This is a genomic window from Acidisarcina polymorpha, from assembly GCF_003330725.1.
Lineage (GTDB): Bacteria > Acidobacteriota > Terriglobia > Terriglobales > Acidobacteriaceae > Acidisarcina > Acidisarcina polymorpha.
This window is the reverse complement of record NZ_CP030840.1, coordinates 3,662,977-3,679,709: the sequence shown is the minus strand read 5'-3', so window position 1 is coordinate 3,679,709 and position 16,733 is coordinate 3,662,977. Positions and strand designations below refer to the sequence as shown.

Below are 16,733 nucleotides of genomic sequence, written 5' to 3'. Positions count from 1 at the left end.
CATGTGCAACGCGCTGCTGTCTTCTTGTAGTGCTTGAATGGATTAATTTGTTGAATGGACTTCAGATTCGGGACACCAGCTTCGTTTGTTCCGGATGGTTCTTTTTTCGATCATGGCCACCGCTGAGCTAACTCGACCCGCCGCTCCTTCGGAGGACCCGAAGCAGCCGGTCGTCGTCTTTGAGAACGTATCGATCAGCTTCGATCGGAACGAAGTTCTGCGCGATATCTCCTTCAAAGTGATGCCGGGCGAGTCGCGGATCGTTCTCGGCCCAGCCGGTTGCGGGAAGAGCGTTCTGCTGAAACTGGCCAATGGGCTGCTTCGTCCCGATAGCGGACGCATCTTTGTCTTCGGCAATGAAATTGACGTGATGCCGGAAGAAGAGCTCTTCAAACTTCGCGATCGCATCGGAATGGTCTTTCAGGAGGGAGCTCTCTTCGATTCCATGACGGTTCGCGACAACGTCGCCTACCGTCTGATTGAGGAGCATGCCTCGGCGGAAGACATCAACCGTCGCGTTCTCGAAGTGCTGCGTTTCGTGGAACTCGAGCACACCATCGACAAGTATCCTTCAGAACTCTCCGGCGGCATGCGACGGCGCGTCGCGATTGCCAGGGCGATCGTCAGCAAGCCCGACCTGCTGCTCTACGACTCGCCGACCGGCGGCCTTGATCCGATTACCTCGACCACGATTATCGAGCTCGTGGTGAAGCAGCGTGATGTCTCCCACACCAGTTCTCTGCTGGTGACCCACCGGCTGCAGGACGCCTTCACTATGGCGACCCACTACTTTGACCAGCAGCAGAACAAGATGGTCCCCTTGCCCGATGGCCAACTCGACCCGCAGACCAGTTTCCTCATGCTCCACGACCGCAAGCTGGTCTTCGACGGAACAACCGAAGAACTGGTGCATTCGACCGACCCATTCATCAAAGATTATCTGGAATAGCTAAGGATAATCTGGAATAGCCAAGTTCCGGATCGGGTGACAGGGTGAGTCTTCTCATACTAGCTGACCACAGTGATCAACACCACGCCCTCAGTGCCTCGCTATGCAGTGGACGTGGAAATGCTTTAGGCTGATCACTCCGGGTCTACCCATGGAGTCAGCAAGAGATGGCATTCAAGTTCAAAGGCGTCGACTTCCTCAGCTTCGACAGCCTGCTTAGCGAAGACGAATTGCTCACTCGCGAGACGGCGCGCGAGTTCATTGAAGACAATCTCATCCCGATCATCGAACAATGTAACCGGGACGGCCGCTTTCCCCGGGAACTGATCAAGCCCATGGGAGAACTGGGCTTCTTCGGCGCGACCATTGAAGGCTATGGCTGCGCCGGTCTTTCAAACGTCGAATACGGCCTGGTGACTCAGGAGCTTGAACGCGGTGATTCGGGAGTGCGCAGCTTTGTCAGCGTGCAATCGGCGCTGGTCATGTATCCCATCAACGCCTTCGGCTCCGATGAACAGAAGAATTATTGGCTGCCACAACTCGCGACCGGTGAAAAATTAGGCTGCTTCGGTCTGACTGAGCCTGATTTTGGTTCGAATCCTGGAGGCATGCGCACCCGCGCCCGCAAGGTCGGGGATGAGTACGTGCTCAACGGCGAAAAGATGTGGATCACCTCCGGCTCGATCGCCGACGTGGCGGTGATCTGGGCAAAGGTGGAAGAAGAGGCGACGGGCGAAGACGGCGCCAAGGACGCCCAGGTGCGAGGCTTCCTGGTGGAAACCGATCGCCCCGGCTTCTCTGCTTATGACGTTCATGGGAAGTGGTCGCTGCGGGCATCCATTACCTCGGGGTTGTCCCTGCAGGATGTTCATATCCCCGCATCGAACCTGCTGCCTTACACCGGTGGCTTGAAGTCGCCGCTGATGTGCCTCAACCAGGCGCGCTATGGGATCTCGTGGGGAGCGATTGGCGCGGCGATGGCATGCTACGACACCGCGCTCCAATATTCCCTGCTACGCAAGCAATTCCGCGACGAGCCAATCGCCAGCCATCAACTGGTGCAGGAGAAGCTGACCTGGATGATCTCCGAGATCAGCAAGGCGCAATTGCTTGCCTTGCATGTTGGCCGGCTCAAGGACCAGGGCAAGGTGGGTCATCAACACATCTCGCTAGCCAAGCGGAACAACGTCTGGATGGCGCTCGAATGCGCCCGCATGGCGCGTGATATTCTCGGCGGCAACGGCATCACCGACGACTACCCAATCATGCGTCACATGATGAATCTCGAGTCGGTGAAGACCTATGAAGGTACCCACGATATTCACGCGCTCATCATCGGGCAAAGTATCACCGGAGTTCCGGCATACTAATGTCCGAGTTTGGATTACTTGAAACAACTTCTCGTCATCCAGACTAAAGCGAAGGACCCTCGTTCCAGCGATGTGCTCTACGTCGTAACGGAAAGTGATCGATGAAGCAAGGCAAGCAGATTAGCAGGAACCAAGTGCCGCGTTACTGCAAGAAGTTGGGTCGATTAGCCGCCCTGCTCGTCATGAGTTCAACGCTTGCCGCGAACCTGGCCGGCGCCCAGCCGATCCCATCCACCCACATCGACGACTTCACTGGACATCCTAGAGTTATCGTCATTAGCGACATCGGCAATGAGCCCGACGATCAGATGTCGCTGGTTCGTCTACTGATCTACTCGAATGAGCTCGACATCGAAGGCCTGATTCCCACGACGTCAACCTGGCAGAAAGCCGCGGCCCATCCCGAAACGATGCATGCCCTGATCGCGGCCTATGGGGAAGTACGCGCAAATTTGCTTCTGCATGCGCAAGGCTGGCCCGAGGCGGCCTATCTGGATGCACACGTCTTTCCGGGACAGCCCGCCTATGGGCTGGCGGCCACGGGGCCTGGTAAGTCTTCTGAAGGATCGAAGGCCATCCTTCGCGCTCTCGACCGCGACGACCCGCAGCCGCTCTGGATCTGCATCTGGGGTGGTGCCGGTACCTTAGCGCAGGCGCTCCAGGACCTGCGCTCGCAGCGCTCGTCTGAAGAGGTCGACCGACTGGTTGCGAAGCTGCGTGTCTATTCGATCTCCGACCAGGACGATGCCGGTCCATGGATCCGCCGCGAGTTCCCGAACCTGTATTACATCGTTCAGCCAACGACTCCCACCAGCGGGGAATACTATGATGCGACCTGGACGGGGATCAGCGGCGATGTCTACTACCGCAATGGCGATGGCGCGAATTCGACGACCGTGACCAATGAGTGGCTCGAAACCAACATCCGCAGCAAGGGACCGTTAGGCAAATTCTATCCGCGCTTCCTGTTCATCATGGAAGGCGATACCCCTTCGTTCATGAACCTCATCGACAATGGTTTGAATGCCTACCGCAGGCCGGACTGGGGCGGCTGGGGAGGCCGCTACATTTACCGCCAGCCCTATGGAGAGACGCATCCCATCTGGACACAGGGTGGCGACGAGTTCTTCCGGGTCACCTCACAGGACACGGTCGCCGGCGTCGATGGAAAGCAACACGTCTCCGACCAGGCCACCATCTGGCGCTGGCGCGAAGCCTTCCAGAATGATTTTGCCGCGCGCATGGATTGGACCGTCAAAGACTATGCTCACGCCAATCACAATCCAGTTGTGGTCGTGAACGGGCAGGCGGGCACGGCTCCGCTCCTGATCGACGCATTTTTAGGCAAACCTGTCGAACTCGATGCAAGTGCAAGCCGCGATCCGGATGGCCAGCCACTCCACTACACGTGGTTCCACTACCCTGAAGCCGGATCAACCGGCGCCAACCTCGCAGCGATCCAGATCACCGGCGGCTCAAGCGCAAAAGCCATCGCCACCCCCACCGCGGTCTGCCGAGAGCCTTGGCTCCCTAATATGGTCAAGTGTACGGGAGATGGAATCGCCCACATCATCTTGGCAGTCACCGACGAAGGCTCGCCGCGACTAACAACCTATCGAAGAATCATCCTGAAGGTGCACGCCGCCGAGTAGCATCGCAGGGACCTGCCTGTATCGCGAAAAGGGCCTTCTACCAAATACCCTCCCGTGGGTGAGTCTGGTGAATCCACTACACCAATTCACGAACGCGGCATTCGTCTTCCTGAGCGTTCAATGCATTTGTCATCCTGTGCGAGCGAAGAATCCGCGTTCTCAGCGATGTGCGCGACGCTCACCTTCCGTCCGCTCTTGACGGAACTTCAGACCCAAGACTAAGCGTTTTCGGATTGAGGTACTTTTTCGCCCTCTTTTTTGGCGCCCCGTTCACCTTGCCGCGCCGCCAGGTCTTCAATCACCATATTGATTTCAGCGCCCATCAGCACCGCTAATCCGCTCAAATAAAACCAGGTCAACAGAACGATGACGGCCCCCAACGAACCGTAGGTGACCGAGTAGCTATTGAAAAAATGAAGATAGATTCTCAACCCCGTCGAAACCAAGAGCCATAAAACGATGCCGATGGTCGCGCCAGGCGTAATCCACCGCCACTCGGCGTGCTCGACGTCAGGGGCAACGTAATAGACCAAGGCGAACGCGACCGCCGAGATTGCAAAGGCAATCGGCCACGTAAGCATGCGGGTTAAGACCCTGAAGAACAACGGCAGATTCACGATATGGCTCAGATAGCCGGCCACGATGTCGCCTCCCAGCAGAACGGTCAGCGCCATGGTAAAGAGGATCGCCATAAAGATCGTGAGCAGCACCGCCTCCAGGCGGGCCTTCCAGAAGGGACGCCGCTCTTTCACCTTGTGGACGGAGTTGAGGGCGTCCTGAATCGCCGATGTCCCTGCACTCGCCGACCACAGGGCGACGAGCAAGCCCACGACGACTTTCCCTCCGCTGCTGGCATGCGTTGTCTGGTTGAAGGTCGATAACACAATATCGAACGCCGCCGGCGGGATCACCGTCGCTAGATAGTCGATAAGCCGGTCGGAGAAGGCCCTTCCGGATGTTGCCACCATGCCCAGGACCGCCGACGCTGCGACCAGGCCCGGGAAGAGCGAGAAGAAAAAGTAATAAGCCAGCTGCGCGGATCTTCCCGTCAGGTCGTCCTTGGTCATGGATTCCCAGGTTCGCTGCGCGATGAGCTTGATCCCCAGCCGCTGCAAATTCCATGACGATTGCGCCCAGCGTGAGCGAGCCTTCTCCATCGCAATCTTTCCCAAAGAAGCCTCTTCTGCACGATGAACAACCATGGTTCCCCCTGTGGCCGGCAATCGTTGGGTATTCGGAGGTTCAAGACTGATTCGAAAAAGCAGCTTCTGGTGCGGTACTTATACGATGCAACTTTTCCCCGAGCGACTCCCGGATTACCGAATTCGCCCTGGAGCCAAACGCATCAGATACTGGAATGTATGGCAATGGACGATATCTTGATTGTAGGGGCAGGAGTAGCCGGGCTGGCGGCAGCGAGGGAATTAGCCGTCGCCGGGCTACGCGTTACGGTGGTAGAAGGTCGAGAGCGGATCGGCGGGCGCATTCTGACATTACATCCGGAAGGGACCGAAGCGGCGGTTGAACTGGGCGCCGAGTTCATTCACGGGAATCCACCGGAATTGCTGAGGCTGCTGAACGAGGCCAAGATCGCCCTCTTAGAGAACGATGGAGTCGATGCCTGTTTTCATCGCGGCAACTTATCTGCATGCGAAGATGACCATGACCTGAGTTTGCTCGACGATCTCGAAACAACTGTGGCGAGGGAAGGAGACATGAGCTTTGATGCCTACCTTGCCAGCCACAAAGTTGCTGAGGAAGAGGCTGAAGGCGCACGGTCTTATGTCGAGGGCTTTAACGCCGCCGATGCCAGCCGGATCGGGATCGCGGCACTGGCCGCCCAGCAGAAGGCAGAGGATGCGATCGAAGGCAGTCGCTCGTGGCGCGCTCCCGGTGGCTACGATCTGCTTCCAAAGTTTCTGGCTGAATCCGCGGAGCAAGCGGGAGCCCATATTTTGTTGAACTCGCCGGTGACGGTGATCCGTTGGAGCTCAGGCCAGGTCGAGGCGCAACTCGCATCGCAAGCCACCGTGCGGGGAGCAAAGGCCATCCTCACGCTTCCGCTTGGCGTTCTGCAGGCTCGCTCCGTGGCCTTCGATCCAGTACCGCATGCCGTGCTCGCGGCGGCAGATCAACTGGCCTTCGGTTCAGTGCAGCGCTTGGTGCTGATCTTCCACTCCCGCTTCTGGGCGACGGCTATGTCGCAGATGCGATTCCTCTTCGCCGAGCGGACGACGCCCAGTACCTGGTGGACCCAGTATCCGCTGACGACGCCGGTGTTGATCGGCTGGATTGGCGGTCCGCGGGCCTTGGCCCCGCCTGCAAACGAGCCTGCGGCGCTGCTGGAGCAGGCAATGCGCTCGCTCGAACAGATCTTCTCGCTGCCTCTGAACTCTCTCGACCGCCAGCTGCGAAGCTGGCATCTGCATGATTGGCAAGCCGACCCGTTCAGCTTGGGCGCTTACAGCTATGCGCCCGCGGGCGCGCTCGAATGTTCAGAGGTCATGGCCCAGCCGACCGGCGAGACACTGTTCTTCGCGGGAGAGCACACCGACACGACCGGGCATTGGGGAACCGTCCATGGAGCCATACGATCCGGTTTACGCGCAGCCAGGCAGGTGCTCTCCCGCGAACTCTTTTGAACTTACCCGCATTGATCTCGCGGGCCTGCCCACGCAACCCGCTCAGATGGTGAATCGTCTAAACCACTAAGAAGCATCCACTCCATAGACAATGAAGTTTCCGAAGCTGCCCCGCAAGCCCGAATTGGACGCCCTTCGAGGTTTATTCCTCGTCTGGATGACCCTGACTCATCTGCCCACGCATTTCAGCGATCTGGTGAATCAGCCGTTCGGATTTGTCTCTTCCGCCGAAGGTTTTGTTTTTCTCTCGGCGCTCCTGGTGGCCCGTCTCTATATCCACCAGGCCGCGCTCGACGAGGCCGGTCTGCGCAGCAAGCTTTGGCGTCGGGCGCTCAAGATCTATGGCTATCACCTGCTGATGCTAAGCCTCGCCTTTACTGTGGCTGCCGGGCTTGCGGTGACGACCCACAGGACGGCAATCTACAACCTCCTGAATTTCTACATTGCTCATCCGGTGGTCGCCGTCGTCGGCTCGGTGCTGCTGCTCTACTGTCCTCCTCTGCTGGACATTCTGCCGATGTACGTCATCTTCCTCGCGGGTACGCCGCTGGTGCTCTCCGCTGCGGTTCGCTGGGGATGGAACCGCATTATCGCCATGAGTCTTGCGGTTTGGCTGCTGGCCCAGTTCGGATTGCGCGATGCCGTCCACAATGCGGTCATACACATCACCCACCTGCCTATTCCGCTACAAGAGACAGGCGCGTTCAACCTGTTTGCATGGCAATGGATCTGGATTGCGGGAATGTGGTTGGGCGCCAAATCCGCCCAGGGGCCCTTGCCGATCAGCCGGGTTCCGGGCAAGGTCGTCGCCCTCTGCGCGGTCGTCTGCGCGTTTTTTATCGGAGTACGCCACGAGTGGTTCGGCAGCCGGCTCACCCAGCAGACTCTGAGCACGATGCTGGACAAATGGAGCATTGGTCCGCTGCGCCTGCTCAATCTCGTCGCGTTCACGATTGTTCTCTACTGGCTCCGCAAGCCGGTCCTGCGCCTGGTCGCGGTCGAGCCCTTCCTCACGCTCGGAAAGGCTTCCCTGGAAGTCTTTTGCGCGCATGTTTTCTTCGTCTTTTTCGGACTCGCCCTGCTTTATGGAGAGATGACACAGCTGCACGGATACCTGGCAATCGGCTTGTTGGTATTCACGTTTACCGGGCTGATCCTGGTGGCGCTGCGCGAGGTGCGCCGCAGGCGAGATGGCAAAGAGCGTGCCGCGGAGGGCGAAAAGTCCTCCGAATCGACAATTCCATTGCCGCCCACGGTCAGCCGCTTCGCCGAATAACGGTACGGTGCTCGCGCCTAGCAACCGAACACAGCTTGTCAAAGATGCTGTCCAGAATTGAACGGAATTGTTCACGCTTGAACAGACAAAGACGGCTCACATGCGCCGCATGATCTAAATATCTGACGGTTAGTTACGAATTTGTCTGCTGGCGATTGGCCTGCGAAGTGCTCTCTCAGTAGTTCTTAGCCAACTCGCCGGAGGCACAAGTGTTTACGATCTTCCATGACCTGCGTTATGCGCTACGCCAACTAAGAAAGACCCCGGGGTTCACGCTCGTCTGCGTGTTGACGCTGGCCATGGGCGTCGGCGCGAATACCGCTGTCTTCAGCGTAATGAACGCGGTGCTGCTCCGGTCGCTGCCCGTCGCCGATCCAGGCCGGGTCGTGTATCTCAGGACGTCAAACGCGCCGCGAGGGACAGGTACGATCGACTCCGTCGAGACATTTTCCTATCCCGTCTACGATGCCTTGCGACGGCAGGGTCGGGGACTATCGGCGGTGATCGCATACGTGCCCTTGTCTGCCGGCAAAGTCGCCGTTCGCTACGAGACTCAGCCGGAGGAGGCCGAAGGCGATATGGTAAGCGGCAACTTCTTCTCCGGATTGGGCGTGAAACCGGCGCGCGGGCGGGGCTTTAGCGAACAGGATGAGACCAGCCACGCACCGGTCGCCGTGATCAGCTACGGATATTGGATCCGGCGCTTTGCTCAAAGCCCGGAAATCCTGGGGAAGACGCTCTCCGTCAACGGCGTGGCAATCACCATCGTCGGTGTTGCGGCGGAGGGCTTTGAAGGACTCGAACCGGGAGAGTCGACCGACTTTTGGATTCCCCTGCAGAGCCGTCCTGAGCTAAATGCTTGGGGAAATCCTCCTGAGGATGGCAAAACCTATATCGCGAATCCTACCTGGTGGTGTCTCCGACTGGCCGGGCGTCTTGCTCCACAGGCAACGAAAGCGCAGGCCGCGGCGCAGCTTCAGTCGGCCTTTCAAACCGCGGCTTACGTGGGGTTGGGCAATCCGCAACCGGGCGAAAAAAGCCCTACTCTCAGTCTGGTCGCGGCCGAAGGTTTTCCCGGCTACGACCAGCAATATGGCAAGCCGCTGCGCATGTTGATGGCCATGGTGGGACTTGTTCTATTGATCGCCCTGAGCAACGTCGCGATGCTATTGATGGCGCGCAACGCGACCCGCCAGCGCGAATTCTCCTTACGCCTGGCGCTTGGAGCAAAACGCAGAGAGCTGTTCCGGCAATTGATGACGGAAAGCCTTCTGCTGGTAGCGATCGGTGGCATGCTGGCCTGGCTCTTTGCGGTCTTCGCGGTGAAGGCGCTGGCGGCATGGGCGCAGATCGAATCAAGTTTGACGCCCGACAAGACCGTCCTGCTGTTCACCTTGAGTGTATTGGTGGTGGCGGCACTGCTCTTCGGGCTGGCTCCGCTGCGCGCGGCGCTTGCTGCAGGACCCCGCCTCGCCTTGAAGACTTCCGTGGCGACGTCGAATTTGGATGCCGGCAAGACGCGCGCCGGCCGGGTGGTCGTCGCTCTGGAGATGGCGCTATGCCTGGTGCTGCTGGTCGGGGGAGGATTGCTGATCCGCACCCTGCGCAACCTCGAGAATCTTCCCTTAGGCTTCAAGACCGATGGACTGGTCGTCTTCGGCGTCAATCCAAACATCAAGTCTGTCCCTCAAGGGATCGCCTTCTATCGGCGATTGATGGACAAACTGCGAGTACTGCCGGGAGTGGAATCCGTGACCATCATGGAGGAGCGCCTTGGTTCATGGTGGTCCAATAACAGCGACATGACCGTGGACGGCAGGGTTCCAGAGGTGGAGAACGGGACATCGAGGTCGGTACGCAGCAATGTGGCAGGACCGGACTTCTTTCATACGCTGGGCGTTCCGGTGCTGGAGGGCCGGGATTTTACCGATTCCGACACCGCCGCATCCCCGCCCGTCGGCATCATCAACGAGCAGTTCGCAAGACGTTTTTTCCGGGGCCAGAATCCGATCGGTCATCACATCGGCACCGATAATGGCAAATTCGAGATGACGGTTGTCGGCGTGGTCAAAGACCACAAATACACCAGCATCGATGAATCACCGACCCCGATGGCCTGGTATATGTATGCGCAAATTCCAGTCATCGGCGAAATGCAGATGGAAATGCGGGTGCATGGCGATCCGCTCGCCATTCTGCCGGCTGCCCGCAAGGTAGTGCAGCAGATGGATCCGAATCTGCCTTTGCTCGAGCCCATTACACAGCGCGCCCAGTATGAGGAGACTATCTCTCACCAGTTGCTGTTTGCCCGCCTTGCCGGCTTCTTTGGAGTATTGGCGGTAATCCTGGTCGCGACCGGCCTCTATGGAACGTTGGCCTACAGGATCAACAACCGCACGGTCGAAATTGGGGTCCGCATGGCGCTTGGGGCGCGGCGCGGACAGCTGGTGTGGATGGTGCTGCGCGATAGCCTGTGGTTGACGGCGGCGGGCATCGCCCTGGGAATTCCGGCAGCGGCGGCAGTGGGAAGGGCGCTCGCATCCACCCTCTATGGTGTCCAGCCTTATGACGCTGCCAATATGATCCTGGCGGCTCTGTGCGTAGCTCTGGTGGCGGTCGCGGCCAGCATCGTTCCGGCGCGGCGGGCGGCCGGGGTCAACCCTCTCACAGCACTCCGGTCGGAGTAAAGCATTCCGCAGCCAATTCGCCGGCGAAAGGCGGCGCTGAAAAGCCGAAAGTGAATCGCCGCCGCTCGAGTCACTCAGAAAGCCCCCGGGACTGAATGAAGCTCGCCCAAAGCGTCCCCTTCCCGTAATTCCACGTCGTGAAAGGCAATATTCTTCTCAACGACTCATCATGTGGCCTGATGTTTCCGATAGTACCGTTGATGGAACGACGAGCTCAAGTTGCCGCAAACGATGCCAGCCGACCTCGACCGAGGGAAACTGGCCGGCTGAAGTCAGACATCGCAGCGAAACCTGCGCCCGTGCAGGCAATCGTCCCCACTCCCGGCTCGGGGGCGCCCGTTGCTGCAGCCGATCGCCGGCGAACACCGCGCTTCTCCTGTTCCGGAACCGCTCAGGTCATTGTTCTCGGAGGCGCCTTATGCTTTACCGGGGAAGTACAGAACCTCAGCTCCAGTGGCTGTTGCTTGAAGACCGATATCGTGTTCACACTCGAGCGCGGCACTCAGGTCGAGATCGTGATGATCGTCAACGGTGTGCGCTTCCGCGTCGCCGGGGGAGTTCGATGCAATCGGGCCGCGCGGCATGTCGGCCTTGAATTCATGAACGTCTCTCCGCGCTGCACACGCTACATCTCTGACCTGATCGCCGACCTGCAAGCGAAGCAGAAGGCCGAAGCGCTTCCGGCGCCGGGCCCGCCATGCAAATAGACGCAGCTTCCGCTAAATCTTCCGCTGATTCCAGACCATCGCGTCGAAGACGTGTTTGGTGTGGAAGTGCTGCGTCTGATACAACGACACTGCTTCGCTGTTCCCTTCCGTCACGGTAAGTGTCAGGGTCGAAAAGTTACGCTTCCTCAGTTCAGCCGCACAGCTTCTCAACAGTAAGGTTCCCAGACCCAGACCGCGGTGCTGCCGGTCAACGCAGATCTGCGTAATATGGGCAGTGTCGCTTCTTACCCGCGAGCACAACAGAATCGCCGCCAGCGCTTTGGTGCTCGAGTGGACAACGACTTTGGAGGCGGAGATATCGAAGGTTCCGCAGCCAGGAAACCTCACCACATTGTGCAGAAAACGCAATGAACCTGCGACCGACCGGTATTGATCATTGATGTAGCTATCCAGATGACCTTCGTAGCACGCAGCAATGAGCCGGCCAGCGCCGCTGAAGTCTTCATCGCGCCAACCCCGGATCTCGAAGCCGGCCGGCAGCGGCTTGATCGAACTATCGCTATCGGCCGCCTGCATCGCAAGAAGCGACTCCAGGTCGAGCTCCATAAAAAGACGAGGATAGATCTGAAATCCCGCCCGCTCAAAAACCTCGGCATGCACTCCGTGGGGATGAATCAGCAACTGGGATTCAATCCGATCAATGCCCGGGGAGTTCATCAGCAACTCGACCAGATGATCGAGCAAGCGGACCTCCACCTCGGTCGCTGAATACGTTGCATTCCGGACCTGGACGGCGAAAGCATCGCCGATCACCGCCTTGTTCTCCTCATAAATGCAGAAAACATAGCCGGAGATCCGGCCATCCTCGATGGCGACATAGCCGGGCAGAACCCGGGAATCAAGATACTGCAGCAGCAGATCGGCAGAGGCGCGATAATCCCACCGTAGACGATCGTCCCAGAGTCGCACTTCCTGCTCCAGAACAGGACGAAGCGAGTTCGCCGAAAAATGACGAAGGTCGAGTATCTCGAACTGTAAGGCCGGTGTCATGCGTCGTCGAGATGCCGGGAAAACGATCTGCTGCACTATTTGACTCGCGCTGATACAGAATAGATAACTAGATTCTGGGCCGGATAGGTAAACAATGGCTCATAAGACCGGCCATGCAGTAACTGACGCAGGTCTTGCGCATAAGACTCACGAACCACGAGAATGTGCCGCTCTGCCGGAATCGAGAGCGTGCCGTCCTGCTCGTAGTTATATACCTCTTTGTTTCGATAGAACGATAATCCGTATTCGACGTCGCGCCTGACTCGGTAAACAGCGAGCACTTCGCCCGGCTCCAGGAGCGGCAGCAGCACACGCGCCAGCGGTCGCGCCGAGTAGGTCTGATCGAGTAGCTGAGCAATGGCCTTAGATCCAGGCATTGGGCCAACTCCGAAGACCGGACCAACGCCCAGGAGAAACAGTAAGAGCACCATGATCGGAATGATCGTCGCAATCCGTAGACGTTTCAGTCCAAACCTAGCTACCACCACCAGGATGAGCAGGGCCGCGGCGAAACCCGTCATCCCGGCCGCGATCATGGCATTTCTGGCAGGCAGCGCGTCAGGATGCAGCAGATAGCGCGGCAACAACAGCACTACCGCGGTAAGCACGCCGGTTGAAATGGCATGGAAGATCAGCAGCCAGGGTCGCAGCCCCTGCTCCCGCTTCCGGTTCAGGTAGTCGCCGGCCAGGATAGTCAGCGGAGGGATCGAAGGCAGAACATAACCGGGCAGCTTGGATTTCGAGAAGGAAAAGAAAATGATGGGGAAAAGCGCCCACAGCAAAAGAAACTCCGGAAACGCGTCGCCCGCCCGACTATGGCCAATATAGCGGATCTTGACCCGCCGGGCCCGCCACTCGGCGAAGGATTCGCGGATCGCATCAACCAGGGCTGCCCCCGCAATCACCGCCCAGGGAGTCAGCCCAAGCAGCATTGTAGGGACGTAATACCAAGCCGCCTGTTCATGTTTGTAAAGATCGGTGGCGAAACGCTGCAGATTGTGTTCGAGGAAGAAGATTCGCAGGAAATTCGGGTTGCGGCGCTGTACGGCAATAAACCACGGGAGCACCATCGCGAAATAGAGGATGACCCCAGGGATCCAGATGCTGCGCCGGAGGATCGACCACTCCCGTCGCAGAGCAGCGAAGCTGAGAATGATGGCGATCGCCATGAATGGGGCAATCGGACCCTTTGCCAGGGTCGCTGCTCCTACAAAAAAATACAGATCGAAGAGCCAGAACTTGCTGTCGGTCTCGTACCATGCATACCAGCCCAGCATGCCGATGCAGAAGGGAGCGGCCAGCTGCATGTCCGTCGAAGCGCCTCTAGCGAACGCGATAATTCCCGCGCAGGATGCCGTAATAATCGCTGCATCCAGCTGACCTCCCGCCCGGAAGCGCCGCATGTGCAGATATATGAGCACAATCAGAGTGAAGGCAAAACTGGCAGACGGCAACCGTGCAGACCAGTCATGAATGCCAAACTCGCGGAAGGCGAACATTGCGCGCCAATAATAAAGCGCCGGCTTTTCCAGCCATGGCTGCCCATAGAGGATCGGGGTAATGAAGTCGTTGCGCGCCAGCATCTCGCGGGCCACCTGCGCATAGCGCGGTTCATCCGCGCCAACCAGCCCCAGCACCGCGCCGCCAAAAATAGGCACCAGGCCATAAAACAGGAAGAACGCTGTGAAACAAAAGAGAGTCACCCCCTCCAGCGTGGTGTTGAGCAGGGCGGATCGCGCGGAGACATCGTTTTCCCGGCTGAAGGCAGCCCGGATTCTGGAACCAATACCCACGTTAGTCAGACCGGTTTCACTCTTGCCGTTCGTAGACTTTGGCCTATATATCTCAGCAGCCACTCAGAAGAATCCTCGCACCGTGTCTGGGGTTGGCTCCGCAACCATCGGCGCCGATACTTAAGTGGATCCGTCGAAATAGTGGCCCAGGACGTTTTAGTCCGCTAAGCCGCCTCGAGTGGAGCTTGCGAGCGACAGTTGCCGGTGCCCGGAATCTTCCAGGGACCCTGCGATTCTCCGCCGACGCGGCTGCACAGTGAAACGCTTGAACGGCTTAAGGCTAACAGATTCATGGCGCCAAGGCGTCATTGAATGAATGACTCGAACGAAATCGGCCTTACTTGGACTCCGAAGTTGGAGTCGAAGAGGTTGCGGCGCCAGACGCTGCTCCCGGCTTCTTGCGTCCGCGGCTTCTGCCCATCAGCTCATCGATACGCGCCTTCATCTTTTCCGATCGGTCGATATGGAAGCTAAGATCCGGCACGTGCCGCTTTCCGGTCCGCTCCAACAGTTCATGGCGAATATAGCCCCGCGCGTCCATCAGCGCAGCGACCGTCTCTTCCTCTTCTTTGGGACCGCCATCCACGGTGATGTAGACGAGCGCCGACTTGCCCCCGGGGTTCAACGCCACCTGGCTGACGTAGGCGAAGGCGATTCGCGGGTCGGAAAGCTGACCCTCGATCATCGCCGTAATTTCATCGCGCAGGGTCCCGGCAACCCGGTCCTGGTGGTACTTGCGCGCCCTTTGTTCTGGCATCGAAATCTTCTCCGGCTCAAAGTTTAAGGCTATCAGAACCGCACCTTCAGCGGTCGGCAGCGATCCCCATGGCCGGACCGTCGATGGGCGCTACCGGCGCTCCGGGGAGGAGCCACGCCGCGCCATGATCCATACACCCTGCCGAGGTTCCGAAGAAAACTTAGCCAAATCGATGCCCCGCAATCGTCGAAAGCGGGGCAGATCGACCGGAATTATGGCGCTAATGCGCCGATCTCCAAACCGTTCCCCGTCAGGGCTTCAAGGGAAGTGTGCTGAGGTAGCGCACCAGGCTATTCAGGTCTTCTCCCGTGATCTTTTTCCCGTATGCAGGCATAGGATTGGGAGTTCCCGTGCTGGTAGTCGCAGGCGGACTGACAATCACCGCTCGTATCTGGTCTGCTGTGCGCCGCGTTCCCACTCCGTTCAGCGACGGCCCGATCTCCCCGCCGTCCGCTCCGATGCGATGGCATGAGAGACAGCTGTTGTCCGCAATGATGCTCTTTGCGTGGTCGGCATTGGAGCCCGTCGTACCCGAGGAGCCACTCGGCGTCGCGGAGCTAACCGGGGCAGCCGTTGCCGGCTGGGCGGCTGGGGTAGACACCGCCATGCCCAATGGCGTCAGCCGGAAGAGGCCACCCGGCTTCGCGTCCTCGATCATCCACAGCGCTCCGTCCGGGGCGACCTCCACATCCCGGATTCTGTGGCCCACGTCCCAGCGTTCGGCTGTCTGCGCTCCGCCCTTGCCGTCGAAGGTGATGCGGATGAGCGCTTGCGATGCCAGGCCGCTGACAAAAGCCGACCCATTCCACTGCGGGAACATGGCGCCTTTATAGAACATGAGGTTGCCCGGTGCGATGACGGGGACCCAGTAAATCACCGGCTTAGCCAGGTCAGGGCGCGTATCCGGACTGGGGATGGGAACGCCGTTATAGTTGTGTCCGTAGGAGACAAGCGGCCAGCCAAAGTTTCTGCCGGGCTCGACCAGGTTCAACTCGTCTCCGCCCCGCGGGCCATGTTCGAGCTCCCACAGCCGTCCATCCGGCGCGAAGGCCAGGCCGTAAGGCGTACGAACTCCGGTAGCCCAGGTCTCCGATGGCGTCAGGTTAGGGCCAGGAAACTTGTACGTCCTTACGACTGGGGCCGTCTTCGCTGCCTCGGTATCTTCAGGCGGGTCAATGACGGGAACAGTCTCCGCACCTGTCTTTCCAGCCATTGGATTGCCTGGAGCCGGTTTGCCATCAAGCGTCAGGCGCAGGATCTTGCCGAGCGGCTGGTTGGTGTCCTGAGCAGGCGTAAATCGCTGCCTTTCGCCAACGCTGAGGAACAAATACTTGCTGTCCGGAGAGAAAGCGACCGCTGCGCCGAACTGCCCACCCTCGCCGCGCTCGCCGTCGCGCCAGATGACTTGGAGCCCTTCCAGACTCGCCGAATCGTTCTCGATCTTCAACTGGGCCCGCGCCAGCGCCAGGCTCGAACCGCCGTCACCCGGCTCCGAATAGGTCAGGTAAACGCTGTGGTCTTTCGAATAGTGCGGCGAAAGATAGACGCCCAGCATCCCGCCCTGGCCCTTCCAGAGAACGGCCGGAACGTTCGCCACCGGCGTCTTTGCTCCTTGCTGGGTGACCAGTTGCAGACCGCCGACCTTCTCGGTGATCAGCATCCGTCCGTCGGGCAGGAAGGCGATCCTCCAGGGCAAACTCAACGTCGTGACTTGGGTCACGGTGAAGGGCAGGTTTGGATCAGACTTCTGCTCGCCCGCGTTAACCTGTGCTGATGCGTGGCTTGATGCCATGGCCAGGAACAGCCCTGCAATCACAAAATGCTTCAACGTGTCCTCCCGTTTCGATTGAGCGATGCGACAGCCAGGCGAGACTCAGTGGCGCGGCCGC

General features: G+C 59.0%; 12 protein-coding genes. 7 read left to right on the top strand and 5 right to left on the bottom strand.

What is annotated here, in order from left to right; translation table 11 throughout:
• Positions 1-112 precede the first annotated feature (112 nt).
• The 3 genes from ACPOL_RS15785 (at position 113) to ACPOL_RS15775 (ending at position 3,971) form a co-directional block, all read left to right on the top strand.
• Complete coding sequence (locus tag ACPOL_RS15785; protein WP_114210855.1) at positions 113-949, top strand: ABC transporter ATP-binding protein; 837 nt, start codon at positions 113-115, stop codon at positions 947-949.
• Between the two features lie 167 nt (positions 950-1,116).
• Complete coding sequence (locus ACPOL_RS15780; RefSeq protein ID WP_114207896.1) at positions 1,117-2,319, top strand: acyl-CoA dehydrogenase family protein; 1,203 nt, start codon at positions 1,117-1,119, stop codon at positions 2,317-2,319.
• Positions 2,320-2,420: 101 nt separating this feature from the next.
• A complete protein-coding gene (locus ACPOL_RS15775; RefSeq protein WP_114207895.1) occupies positions 2,421-3,971 on the top strand; it encodes a nucleoside hydrolase-like domain-containing protein in 1,551 nt (516 codons plus the stop codon).
• A 218-nt stretch (positions 3,972-4,189) separates the two neighbouring features.
• Here the strand turns inward: ACPOL_RS15775 and ACPOL_RS15770 are convergent, their stop codons facing one another.
• The gene (locus ACPOL_RS15770) at positions 4,190-5,173 is read right to left on the bottom strand and encodes a YihY/virulence factor BrkB family protein (protein ID WP_114207894.1); all 984 of its coding nucleotides are present in this window, start codon (positions 5,171-5,173) and stop codon (positions 4,190-4,192) included.
• A gap of 165 nt (positions 5,174-5,338) precedes the next feature.
• Between ACPOL_RS15770 and ACPOL_RS15765 the strand changes: the two genes are divergently transcribed.
• The 4 genes from ACPOL_RS15765 to ACPOL_RS15750 all read left to right on the top strand — a co-directional run bounded on the left by ACPOL_RS15765 (position 5,339) and on the right by ACPOL_RS15750 (position 11,283).
• Positions 5,339-6,613: a flavin monoamine oxidase family protein gene (locus tag ACPOL_RS15765; RefSeq protein WP_161557390.1), complete on the top strand. Its 1,275-nt coding sequence runs from the start codon at positions 5,339-5,341 to the stop codon at positions 6,611-6,613.
• 91 nt (positions 6,614-6,704) lie between these two features.
• The gene (locus tag ACPOL_RS15760; protein WP_114207892.1) at positions 6,705-7,889 is read left to right on the top strand and encodes an OpgC family protein; all 1,185 of its coding nucleotides are present in this window, start codon (positions 6,705-6,707) and stop codon (positions 7,887-7,889) included.
• A gap of 209 nt (positions 7,890-8,098) precedes the next feature.
• Positions 8,099-10,576: an ABC transporter permease gene (locus tag ACPOL_RS15755; protein WP_114207891.1), complete on the top strand. Its 2,478-nt coding sequence runs from the start codon at positions 8,099-8,101 to the stop codon at positions 10,574-10,576.
• A 179-nt stretch (positions 10,577-10,755) separates the two neighbouring features.
• The gene (locus tag ACPOL_RS15750) at positions 10,756-11,283 is read left to right on the top strand and encodes a PilZ domain-containing protein (RefSeq protein ID WP_114207890.1); all 528 of its coding nucleotides are present in this window, start codon (positions 10,756-10,758) and stop codon (positions 11,281-11,283) included.
• Positions 11,284-11,295: 12 nt separating this feature from the next.
• On the opposite strand, the gene ACPOL_RS15745 is transcribed toward ACPOL_RS15750, so the two are convergent.
• From ACPOL_RS15745 to ACPOL_RS15730, 4 genes are all read right to left on the bottom strand, one after another.
• Entirely contained in the window at positions 11,296-12,294 is a 999-nt protein-coding gene (locus tag ACPOL_RS15745) for a GNAT family N-acetyltransferase (protein WP_114210854.1), read from the bottom strand.
• Between the two features lie 35 nt (positions 12,295-12,329).
• A complete protein-coding gene (locus ACPOL_RS15740) occupies positions 12,330-14,150 on the bottom strand; it encodes an ArnT family glycosyltransferase (RefSeq protein WP_236656824.1) in 1,821 nt (606 codons plus the stop codon).
• A 274-nt stretch (positions 14,151-14,424) separates the two neighbouring features.
• Positions 14,425-14,844, bottom strand: coding sequence for a 30S ribosome-binding factor RbfA (gene rbfA / locus ACPOL_RS15735; RefSeq protein ID WP_114207889.1), 420 nt, complete (start codon positions 14,842-14,844; stop codon positions 14,425-14,427).
• Between the two features lie 250 nt (positions 14,845-15,094).
• Positions 15,095-16,672 carry a PQQ-dependent sugar dehydrogenase gene (locus ACPOL_RS15730; RefSeq protein ID WP_161557389.1) on the bottom strand — a complete coding sequence of 526 codons (1,578 nt, stop codon included), beginning with the start codon at positions 16,670-16,672 and terminating at the stop codon, positions 15,095-15,097.
• Positions 16,673-16,733 lie beyond the last annotated feature (61 nt).

Excerpts from the sequence above, each read along its gene's own strand:
- ACPOL_RS15785 (WP_114210855.1), top strand. The coding sequence starts at position 113 with ATGGCCACCGCTGAGCTAACTCGACCCGCCGCTCCTTCGGAGGACCCG.
- ACPOL_RS15780 (WP_114207896.1), top strand. The coding sequence starts at position 1,117 with ATGGCATTCAAGTTCAAAGGCGTCGACTTCCTCAGCTTCGACAGCCTG.
- ACPOL_RS15775 (WP_114207895.1), top strand. The coding sequence starts at position 2,421 with ATGAAGCAAGGCAAGCAGATTAGCAGGAACCAAGTGCCGCGTTACTGC.
- ACPOL_RS15770 (WP_114207894.1), bottom strand. The coding sequence starts at position 5,173 with ATGGTTGTTCATCGTGCAGAAGAGGCTTCTTTGGGAAAGATTGCGATG.
- ACPOL_RS15765 (WP_161557390.1), top strand. The coding sequence starts at position 5,339 with ATGGACGATATCTTGATTGTAGGGGCAGGAGTAGCCGGGCTGGCGGCA.
- ACPOL_RS15760 (WP_114207892.1), top strand. The coding sequence starts at position 6,705 with ATGAAGTTTCCGAAGCTGCCCCGCAAGCCCGAATTGGACGCCCTTCGA.
- ACPOL_RS15750 (WP_114207890.1), top strand. The coding sequence starts at position 10,756 with ATGTTTCCGATAGTACCGTTGATGGAACGACGAGCTCAAGTTGCCGCA.
- ACPOL_RS15745 (WP_114210854.1), bottom strand. The coding sequence starts at position 12,294 with ATGACACCGGCCTTACAGTTCGAGATACTCGACCTTCGTCATTTTTCG.
- rbfA (WP_114207889.1), bottom strand. The coding sequence starts at position 14,844 with ATGCCAGAACAAAGGGCGCGCAAGTACCACCAGGACCGGGTTGCCGGG.